This window comes from Pseudomonas onubensis (assembly GCF_965653655.1).
GTDB lineage: Bacteria > Pseudomonadota > Gammaproteobacteria > Pseudomonadales > Pseudomonadaceae > Aquipseudomonas.
The window spans coordinates 1-9,475 of sequence record NZ_CBFHAZ010000158.1 but is presented as its reverse complement, the minus strand read 5'-3'; the positions used below and the strand labels follow the sequence as shown (position 1 = coordinate 9,475).

Annotated in this window: 12 protein-coding genes; 10 read left to right on the top strand and 2 right to left on the bottom strand. The window is 60.1% G+C overall.

Annotated features, from left to right (window positions below):
* Window positions 1-93 precede the first annotated feature (93 nt).
* Entirely contained in the window at window positions 94-522 is a 429-nt protein-coding gene (locus ACTD9P_RS28485; protein ID WP_438870263.1) for an NINE protein, read from the bottom strand.
* 249 nt (window positions 523-771) lie between these two features.
* On the opposite strand from ACTD9P_RS28485, the gene ACTD9P_RS28480 reads away from it, so the two are divergent.
* Window positions 772-1,407: a C40 family peptidase gene (locus tag ACTD9P_RS28480; RefSeq protein WP_017139450.1), complete on the top strand. Its 636-nt coding sequence runs from the start codon at window positions 772-774 to the stop codon at window positions 1,405-1,407.
* A 180-nt stretch (window positions 1,408-1,587) separates the two neighbouring features.
* On the opposite strand, the gene ACTD9P_RS28475 is transcribed toward ACTD9P_RS28480, so the two are convergent.
* A complete protein-coding gene (locus ACTD9P_RS28475; protein WP_438870262.1) occupies window positions 1,588-2,622 on the bottom strand; it encodes a type IV pilus twitching motility protein PilT in 1,035 nt (344 codons plus the stop codon).
* A gap of 57 nt (window positions 2,623-2,679) precedes the next feature.
* Between ACTD9P_RS28475 and ACTD9P_RS28470 the strand changes: the two genes are divergently transcribed.
* From ACTD9P_RS28470 to ACTD9P_RS28430, 9 genes are all read left to right on the top strand, one after another.
* Entirely contained in the window at window positions 2,680-3,375 is a 696-nt protein-coding gene (locus ACTD9P_RS28470; protein ID WP_438870261.1) for a YggS family pyridoxal phosphate-dependent enzyme, read from the top strand.
* A gap of 24 nt (window positions 3,376-3,399) precedes the next feature.
* A complete protein-coding gene (proC, locus tag ACTD9P_RS28465) occupies window positions 3,400-4,218 on the top strand; it encodes a pyrroline-5-carboxylate reductase (protein WP_438870260.1) in 819 nt (272 codons plus the stop codon).
* 25 nt (window positions 4,219-4,243) lie between these two features.
* Complete coding sequence (locus ACTD9P_RS28460) at window positions 4,244-4,831, top strand: YggT family protein (protein ID WP_017139454.1); 588 nt, start codon at window positions 4,244-4,246, stop codon at window positions 4,829-4,831.
* 196 nt (window positions 4,832-5,027) lie between these two features.
* The gene (gene metX, locus ACTD9P_RS28455; RefSeq protein ID WP_438870259.1) at window positions 5,028-6,167 is read left to right on the top strand and encodes a homoserine O-succinyltransferase MetX; all 1,140 of its coding nucleotides are present in this window, start codon (window positions 5,028-5,030) and stop codon (window positions 6,165-6,167) included.
* A 7-nt stretch (window positions 6,168-6,174) separates the two neighbouring features.
* Complete coding sequence (metW, locus tag ACTD9P_RS28450) at window positions 6,175-6,795, top strand: methionine biosynthesis protein MetW (RefSeq protein WP_016972957.1); 621 nt, start codon at window positions 6,175-6,177, stop codon at window positions 6,793-6,795.
* A 21-nt stretch (window positions 6,796-6,816) separates the two neighbouring features.
* A complete protein-coding gene (locus ACTD9P_RS28445) occupies window positions 6,817-7,254 on the top strand; it encodes a DUF4426 domain-containing protein (RefSeq protein WP_438870258.1) in 438 nt (145 codons plus the stop codon).
* The gene (rdgB, locus tag ACTD9P_RS28440) at window positions 7,251-7,844 is read left to right on the top strand and encodes an RdgB/HAM1 family non-canonical purine NTP pyrophosphatase (protein ID WP_071490376.1); all 594 of its coding nucleotides are present in this window, start codon (window positions 7,251-7,253) and stop codon (window positions 7,842-7,844) included. The genes ACTD9P_RS28445 and rdgB overlap by 4 nt, the downstream gene beginning before the upstream one ends.
* Window positions 7,841-9,043 carry a radical SAM family heme chaperone HemW gene (gene hemW / locus ACTD9P_RS28435; RefSeq protein WP_438870257.1) on the top strand — a complete coding sequence of 401 codons (1,203 nt, stop codon included), beginning with the start codon at window positions 7,841-7,843 and terminating at the stop codon, window positions 9,041-9,043. Before rdgB ends, hemW begins: the two co-directional genes overlap by 4 nt.
* An 18-nt stretch (window positions 9,044-9,061) precedes the next feature.
* On the top strand, window positions 9,062-9,385 hold the full coding sequence (locus ACTD9P_RS28430; RefSeq protein WP_438870256.1) for a DUF3392 domain-containing protein: 324 nt from the start codon (window positions 9,062-9,064) through the stop codon (window positions 9,383-9,385).
* Window positions 9,386-9,475 lie beyond the last annotated feature (90 nt).

Genomic DNA, 9,475 nt, shown 5'->3' with positions numbered 1-9,475 from the left:
TACGGTGTATCAGCCGGCAAATATGCTGACTGATCCACCGCTTTCGCGAGCAAGCCCGCTCCCACATTGGGCTCTCTAACAGGCTTGAGAGACTTAGCGGCCGCTGTTGCGCTCGGCATTGCGGATCGAAATCTGCGTATTCAACGTCCAGAAGTCATACAGCACCCCGATCAGGAACAAACCGCCGGTCAGCAGGTAGATCAGGCCGGTGATCCATTTGCCCTGATACATGCGGTGCAAGCCGAACACACCCAGGAACGCCAACAGTATCCAGGCCACGTTGTATTCGATCGGGCCCGCGGTGAAACGCAGGTCCGCTTCACGGTCCATGGCCGGGATCAGGAACAAGTCGATCAGCCAGCCGATGCCGAACAGGCCGAAGGTGAAAAACCAGATCGTGCCGGTCACGGGTTTGCCGTAATAGAAACGATGCGCCCCGGTAAAACCGAGAATCCAGAGCAGGTAACCGATCACCTTGCTGTGGGTGTCTTGCTGCATAACATCCTGTCGATAGGTGTTCATGGAGTACCTCTTTTGCCTCGATAGATAAATTTTTTCATTTTCTTTGTGACTTTTTTACGGGCGCCCGACGCACGGCAAATGGTATCTTCCCTCCCGCAAAGCCTTATGCCACCTGACTTCTGTAGGACAATAGCGGCAATTCGTCGCGTTTTTCCTGAGTTTGACCCCAGAGTTCAGTCGACAAACGGCCTGAGAACGACACAAAAAGCTGTTATAAAGTTGCGCGCAAACCTAAAAGAGCCACGCCTAATGCGACCATTTTTCAAGACATGGCTAACCATCTGCCTATTAATGCCACTGGCCGCCCACGCCACCAATCGTGAGCAACGTCTTCCTAACGTTAACGGTTTCACCCCTAAAGTTCACAGCACACCCAGCACCGCCAAGTCGGTAAAGCTGACCGTCAACCGCCCGACTCAAGTGAGCAAGGCCCACGGTAAAGCAATCCACACCCAACTGGCCGTCAACACCAAACAAAGCAGCAATGTCCTCAGCCGTGCCGTTAACGTGCTCGGTACACCTTATCGTTGGGGCGGCAGCAGCCCAAGTAAAGGGTTCGACTGCAGCGGTTTGGTGAAATATGCGTTTAATGATGTAAAAGCGGTGGATTTGCCGCGCACCTCCAACGCCATGGCTGCCGGCCACGGCTTGAAGGTTGATCGCAAGGATTTGAAACCGGGCGACCTGTTGTTCTTCAAACTGAAGAGCCGCCAGGTCAACCACGTTGCCATCTACCTGGGCAACGACCGCTTTATCCACGCACCACGCCGTGGCAAATCGGTGAGCATCGACACACTGAAAAAGCCGTTCTGGGACAAGAACTACGTGATTGCCAAGCGTGTTCTGCCTAAAGAGCAGAATAACCTGCGGGTTGTTCAGCGCTGATTAGAGCTGTAACGCAATACAAAATGTGAGCCGGGCTTGTTGTGGCGAGGGAGCTTGCTCCCGCTGGGCTGCGCAGCGGCCCCAAGATTTTGGGAGCACTTCGCACTGGAGCGCCAGCCCGGTCCAGCGGGAGCAAGCTCCCTCGCCACACAAAGCCCGCTCCCACATTTGTTTGCGTCGTTATATATCCCCTGGCACCCTCGCCTGCCCCCGCGCATCCTCCCGGCTGATCAGCCCTTCGCTGACCAACGCCTTCAAGCTCATGTCCAACGTTTTCATCCCCAACGCCCCACCGGTCTGAATCGCCGAGACCATCTGCGCCACCTTGTCCTCGCGGATCAGGTTACGAATGGCCGGCGTGCCCAGCATGATTTCGTGCGCCGCCACCCGGCCGCCGCCGAGCTTCTTGACCAGCACCTGGGACACCACCGCCTGCAACGACTCCGACAGCATGGTGCGCACCATGGCTTTTTCCCCCGCCGGGAACACGTCCACCAGCCGATCCACGCTCTTTGCCGCTGACGTGGTGTGCAGCGTGCCCAATACCAAGTGCCCGGTCTCTGCGGCCGTCAACGCCAGGCGGATGGTTTCCAGGTCACGCAACTCGCCCACCAGAATCACATCCGGGTCTTCACGCAGGGCCGAACGCAGCGCCGCCGAAAAGCTGTGGGTATCGCGGTGTACCTGGCGCTGATTGATCAGGGCCATTTTCGGCCTGTGGATAAATTCGATCGGGTCTTCCAGCGTGAGGATGTGCTGGCGTCGGTGCTGGTTGAGGTGATCGATCATCGCCGCCAGGGTTGTCGACTTGCCGGAGCCGGTCGCGCCGGTCACCAGCACCAGGCCACGCGGCAGCTGCGCGATACGGCGGAATACCTCGCCTAACCCGAGGCTCTCCAGGCTTTGCACTTCGGTGGGGATGGTGCGAAACACCGCGCCCATGCCGCGATCCTGGCGGAATACATTCGCGCGGAACCGCGCCAGGCCAGGCAGTGCGAAGGCAAAATCCGTTTCAAGAGATGTTTCGAAATCCTTTTGTTGGTGCTGGTTGAGCAAAGGGCTTAATAAGTCCGCAACTTGCGTAGGCGAAAGCACCGGGCCATCCAAGGACCAGATTTCGCCATCGACCCGCAGCATCGGCGCCAGGCCCGCCGACAAATGCAGGTCGGAGGCGCCACGGCGCACGCTGGCCGTCAGCAGTTCAGTGATATCCATAGGGCTTTCCATTTCCAGTAGAATGCCGCGGACTCCATATCCACGGGTGCATCTTGAATGTCGACGATAGCAGACAACATTGGCCTGGTTAGCCAGCGCATCCGCGCCGCGGCCCACGCCGTGCAACGTGACGAAAGCAGCATCCACCTGCTGGCCGTGAGCAAGACCAAACCAGCGCAAGCCGTGCGCGAAGCCTATGCCGCCGGTATGCGCGACTTTGGCGAGAACTACCTGCAGGAAGCCTTGGGCAAACAGGCCGAATTAACCGACCTGCCCTTGAGTTGGCACTTCATCGGCCCCATTCAATCGAACAAGACTCGTGCGATCGCCGAGCACTTCGCTTGGGTGCATTCCGTGGACCGCCTGAAAATCGCGCAACGCCTGTCTGAACAACGCCCGGCTGACCTGCCGCCGCTGAATATCTGCATTCAGGTGAATGTGAGTGGCGAAGCCAGCAAGTCCGGCTGTACACCCGCCGACCTGCCGGCCCTGGCCACTGCAATCAGCGCCCTGCCGCGTTTGAAGCTGCGTGGCTTGATGGCGATCCCCGAGCCGACTGAAGATCGCGCGGCACAAGATGCAGCCTTCGCTGCGGTAAAAGACCTGCAAACCAGCCTGAACCTGCCGCTGGACACACTTTCCATGGGCATGAGCCACGACCTTGAGTCGGCCATCGCCCAAGGGGCCACTTGGGTGCGGATTGGTACCGCCCTGTTTGGCGCCCGCGACTACAGCCAGCCGGTAAATGGCTGACATCCCTCTAAGTAAGGACCTGTCATGAGCAACACGCGTATTGCCTTTATCGGCGCCGGTAACATGGCGGCCAGCCTGATCGGCGGCCTGCGGGCCAAGGGCCTGGAAACCACGCAAATCCGTGCCAGCGATCCCGGCGCCGAAACCCGCGCCCGCGTCAGCGCCGAGCACGGTATCGAAACCTTTGCCGATAACTCCGAGGCCATCCACGGCGTCGATGTGATCGTGCTGGCGGTCAAGCCACAAGCCATGAAGGCCGTGTGCGAAAGCCTGCGCCCGAGCCTGCAACCGCACCAACTGGTGGTGTCGATCGCCGCTGGCATCACCTGCGCGAGCATGAACACCTGGCTCGGTGCCCAGCCGATCGTGCGTTGCATGCCCAATACGCCGGCACTGCTGCGCAAGGGCATGAGCGGCTTGTACGCCACCGCCGATGTGACTGCCGAGCAGCGCGACCAGGCTCAGGAACTGCTGTCAGCCGTGGGCCTCGCCGTGTGGCTGGAACAGGAGCAGCAATTGGATGCGGTCACCGCCGTGTCCGGTAGCGGCCCGGCTTACTTCTTCCTGCTGATCGAAGCCATGACCGCCGCCGGCGTGAAACTGGGCCTGTCACATGAAGTCGCCGAGCAACTGGCCGAGCAAACTGCTTTGGGCGCCGCGAACATGGCGGTAGAAAGCGATGTGGACGCCGCCGAGTTGCGCCGTCGCGTGACCTCGCCAGGTGGCACCACGCAGGCTGCGATCGAATCATTCCAGGCCGGGGGCTTTGAAGCCCTGGTGGAAAAAGCACTGGGTGCCGCGGCACACCGTTCAGCCGAGATGGCTGAGCAACTGGGCAAATAGTCATCCCTTACCAAGGTAATCAAACATGCTCGGAATCAATGACGCTGCCATTTTCATCATCCAGACCCTGGGCAGCCTGTACCTGCTGATCGTGCTGATGCGTTTTATCCTGCAACTGGTGCGGGCGAACTTCTACAACCCGCTGTGCCAGTTCGTGGTCAAGGCCACCCAGCCGCTGCTCAAGCCACTGCGCCGGGTAGTGCCGAGCATGTTCGGCCTGGACATGTCCTCGCTGGTGCTGGCGCTGTTGCTGCAAATCCTGTTGTTTGTGGTGATCCTGATGCTCAACGGCTACCAGGCGTTCACCGTGCTGCTGTTGCCATGGGGTTTGATCGGGATCTTCTCGCTGTTTTTGAAGATCATTTTCTGGTCGATGATCATCAGCGTGATTCTGTCGTGGGTCGCACCTGGCAGCCGTAGCCCGGGCGCCGAGTTGGTGGCCCAGATCACCGAGCCGGTGCTGGCGCCGTTCCGTCGCCTGATCCCGAACCTGGGCGGCCTGGATATTTCGCCGATCTTCGCGTTTATTGCAATCCAGCTGCTGCAAAGCTGGGTGATTCCGCGCCTGGCGTACTACGCGTTCATGCCTAAAGAGCTGTTTGGCCTGATCTGACCGCACGATCGTTCCCACGCTCTGCGTGGGAATACCTCTTGGGACGCTCTGCGTCCCCTCCTGTAGGGTGCGACGCGGAGCATCACTGGCTGCATTCCCACGCGGAGCGTGGGAACGATCATCTGGCTCAGGGTTTGCTTGCCGCTGGGGTCACCGCTCTTTAGACTTACGCCTCATTTAAACGAGAGCAGGGTCGATGCCAGCTGCCTTCCCCCCCGATTCTGTTGGACTGGTCGCGCCCCAAGTGGCGCACTTCAGCGAACCGCTGGCCCTGGCCTGCGGTCGTTCGCTGCCTGCCTACGACCTGATCCATGAAACCTACGGCCAGTTGAACGCCACGGCGAGCAACGCCGTGCTGATCTGCCACGCCCTGTCCGGGCATCATCACGCCGCTGGTTTTCACACTGCCGACGAGCGCAAGCCCGGCTGGTGGGACAGCTGCATCGGCCCCGGCAAGCCCATCGACACCAACAAATTCTTTGTGGTCAGCCTGAACAACCTCGGCGGCTGCAACGGTTCTACCGGCCCGAGCAGCCTCAACCCGGAAACCGGCAAACCGTTCGGCGCCGACTTCCCGGTGCTGACCGTGGAAGACTGGGTGCACAGCCAGGCACGCCTTGCCGACTTGCTGGGCATCAACCAATGGGCCGCCGTGATCGGCGGCAGCCTGGGCGGTATGCAGGCGCTGCAATGGACCATCTCCTACCCGGATCGCGTGCGCCATTGCCTGGCCATTGCCTCGGCGCCAAAACTATCGGCGCAGAACATCGCCTTCAACGAAGTGGCACGCCAGGCCATCCTCACCGACCCCGAGTTCCACGGCGGCTCGTTCCAGGAAGCGGGCGTGATCCCCAAGCGCGGCTTGATGCTGGCGCGGATGGTCGGGCATATCACTTATCTGTCCGATGACTCCATGGGCGAGAAATTCGGCCGTGGGCTCAAGAGCGAAAAGCTCAACTACGACTTCCACAGTGTCGAGTTCCAGGTCGAAAGCTACCTGCGTTATCAGGGCGAGGAGTTTTCCGGGCGTTTTGACGCCAACACCTACCTGCTGATGACCAAGGCGCTGGACTACTTCGACCCGGCCGCCAACCACGACGACGACCTGGCGAAAACCTTCGAGCACGCCACGGCCAAGTTCTGCGTGATGTCGTTCACCACCGACTGGCGTTTCTCGCCGGCGCGCTCCCGTGAGCTGGTGGACGCCTTGATGGCCGCGCGCAAAGACGTCTGCTACCTGGAGATCGATGCTCCGCAAGGCCATGACGCCTTCCTGATTCCGATCCCGCGTTACTTGCAGGCTTTCAGCAACTACATGAACCGCATAACTTTGTGAGAACGCCATGAGAGCCGACCTGGAAATCATCCAAGACTGGATCCCCGCCGGCAGCCGCGTGCTCGACCTTGGCTGCGGTGATGGCGAACTGCTGAGCTGGCTGCGCGACAACAAGCAAGTCACCGGTTATGGCCTGGAAAACGACCCGGACAACATCGCCCAGTGCGTGGCCAAGGGCATCAACGTGATCGAGCAGGACCTGGACAAGGGCCTGGGTAACTTTGCCAGCAACAGTTTCGATATCGTGGTGATGACCCAAGCCCTGCAAGCGGTGCATTACCCGGACCGCATCCTCGACGAGATGCTGCGCGTGGGCCGCCAGTGCATCATTACCTTCCCCAACTTCGGCCACTGGCGCTGTCGCTGGTACCTGGCGACCAAGGGTCGCATGCCGGTCTCGGACTTCCTGCCATACACCTGGTACAACACGCCGAACATCCACTTCTGCACCTTCGAAGACTTCGAAGCCCTGTGCGGCGAGCGTGAGGCCAAGGTGATCAACCGCCTTGCCGTCGATCAACAGCACCGCCACGGCTGGGCGAGTAAACTATGGCCCAACCTGTTGGGCGAAATTGGTATCTACCGGGTCAGCAGCCCTGGCCTGACCGACCACAAGATTGCCGTCTAACCATTTTCAAGGAGGACGAACATGAGTCGTTTGGCTATTTTTCTGCTCACCGCGTGCCTGGGCGTCAACGCCATGGCGGCGGACGCTATCGACAGTAATCGCGAGAAAAAATTTGGCGATATCACTGTGCACTACAACACCTTCACCTCAAGCTTCTTGCAGCCGGAAACCGCCCAAGAGGCCGGTATCGTGCGCAGCAACGAAAAGGGCCTGATCAATGTGTCTGTGGTCAAAGGCGTCACGCCAGTGGCCGCGCAAGTGACCGGCACAATCAAGGACTCCCTTGGCAAGAGCGAAGTGCTGACGTTTAAGCAGATCACTGAAAAAAACGGAATTTCATACCTGGCCCCCTACTCGGTAACACAGCAAGAATTACGGACGTTTACTATCAACGTTGAAACCGGCGGCAACGCCCATGGTTTCCAGTTCAGCCAAGAACTCTTTCCGGGCACCAAATGAACCTGACACAGCTCGTACTCGCCAGCCATAACGCCGGCAAACTCAAAGAACTCCAGGCCATGCTCGGCGACTCCGTGCAACTGCGCTCGATCGGCGAGTTCAGCCAGGTCGAGCCGGAAGAAACCGGCCTGTCATTTGTTGAAAACGCCATCCTCAAGGCCCGCAATGCCGCACGCATCTCCGGCCTGCCGGCGCTGGCGGACGACTCGGGCCTGGCCGTGGATTTCCTCGGCGGCGCGCCGGGCATCTACTCGGCGCGGTATGCCGATGGCAAAGGCGATGCGGCCAACAACGCCAAGCTGCTGGACGCCCTCAAGGATGTGCCGGACGCCGAACGTGGTGCACAGTTCGTCTGTGTGCTGGCGCTGGTTCGCCACGCTGATGACCCGTTACCGATTCTGTGCGAAGGCCTGTGGCACGGGCGCATCCTGCATGCTGCCAGTGGCGAGCATGGCTTTGGCTATGACCCGCTGTTCTGGGTGCCGGAGCGCAATGTCTCCAGCGCCGAACTGAGCCCGGCCGACAAGAACCAGATCAGCCACCGCGCCCGCGCAATGGATTTGCTGCGCCAACGCCTGAGCCTGAAATGACCCAGAACACCTCTGCGCAGCCGCTGATCCACGGCGGCGCGCAAACGCCTCGAGCGGCATTGCCGGTGCTGCCGCCCCTGGCGCTGTACATCCACATTCCGTGGTGCGTGCGCAAATGCCCTTATTGCGACTTCAACTCCCACACCGCCAGCAAAGTGCTGCCGGAAGAAGAGTACGTGGGCGCCTTGCTCGCCGACCTTGATCAAGACCTGCATGCGGTTTACGGCCGTGAACTAAGCTCGATTTTCTTCGGCGGTGGTACGCCCAGCCTGTTCAGCGCCGCCGCGCTGGGGCGCCTGCTCAAAGGCGTGCAAGCCCGTATCCCGTTTGCCGACGACATCGAAATTACCCTGGAAGCCAACCCCGGCACCTTCGAACAAGAGAAGTTCGTGGCGTACCGCAAGTTGGGGATCAATCGCCTGTCCATTGGCATCCAGAGCTTCCAGCAGCAAAAGCTTGAGGCGTTGGGCCGCATCCATAATGGCGATGAGGCTGTGCGCGCCGCTGGTATGGCCCGCCAGGCCGGGTTCGATAACTTCAACCTGGACCTGATGCACGGCTTGCCCGATCAGTCGCTGGACGATGCGCTGAGCGACTTGCGCCAGGCCATCGCACTGAAGCCAACGCACCTGTCCTGGTATCAGCTGACACTGGAACCCAACACCGTATTCTGGAACCAGCCGCCCGCGCTGCCGGAAGACGACACGCTGTGGGATATTCAGGAAGCCGGCCAGGCGCTGCTGGCCGAACACGGTTACGCGCAATATGAAGTGTCGGCCTATGCCCAGCCGGGCCGCCCGGCGCGACACAATCTGAACTACTGGAGCTTCGGCGACTTTATCGGCATCGGCGCCGGTGCCCACGGCAAGCTCAGCCACCCGGACGGGCGCATCGTACGCACCTGGAAAACCCGGGCCCCCAAGGACTACCTCAACCCGGCAAAAAGCTTCCAGGCCGGAGCAAAAGAGCTCACCAATGAAGAACTGCCATTCGAGTTCCTGATGAACGCCTTACGGCTCACCGAGGGCGTCGAATCCAGGCTGTACGCCGAACGCACCGGCCTCGACCTGGCCAGCCTCGACGAAGGCCGTCGGGAGGCAGAACAAAGTGGCTTAATGCAGGTCGAACCGTCACGCCTGGCGGCCACCGACCGTGGGCAACTGTTTCTCAATGACCTGTTGCAGAAGTTTTTGAGCTGATCGCTCTAAGGAAATCACATGGATTTGGTACTCGACCTGCTCGCCACCGTGTCCCGCTGGAGCCGTAGCAACCTGTCGGAAATCTCCCTGGCCCTTGTCGGCTGTTTGCTGGTGTTGTTTGGCGCGGATATCAAAGGCTGGATCGAAGGCCGCTTGGGCGGCATCGCCGGAGCATTGCGCGTACCGTTGATGGCGCTGGTATGCATGATCGGCAGCGGCGCGGCGTTGCTGTATGCCACGCCATGGATTGTGCGGGGGCTGAGCCAGTTCAATAACTACAGCCTGGCGCCGGTATTGGTGGTGGTGCTGGTGTTGATTGGCGTAGTAGCCGACCGCCGCTGATTTAAAGCTCCACACAAAAGCAAATGTGGGAGCGGGCTTGCTCGCGAATGCGGTGGTTCAGTCACCTAAGATCTCGACTGACACTGCGCT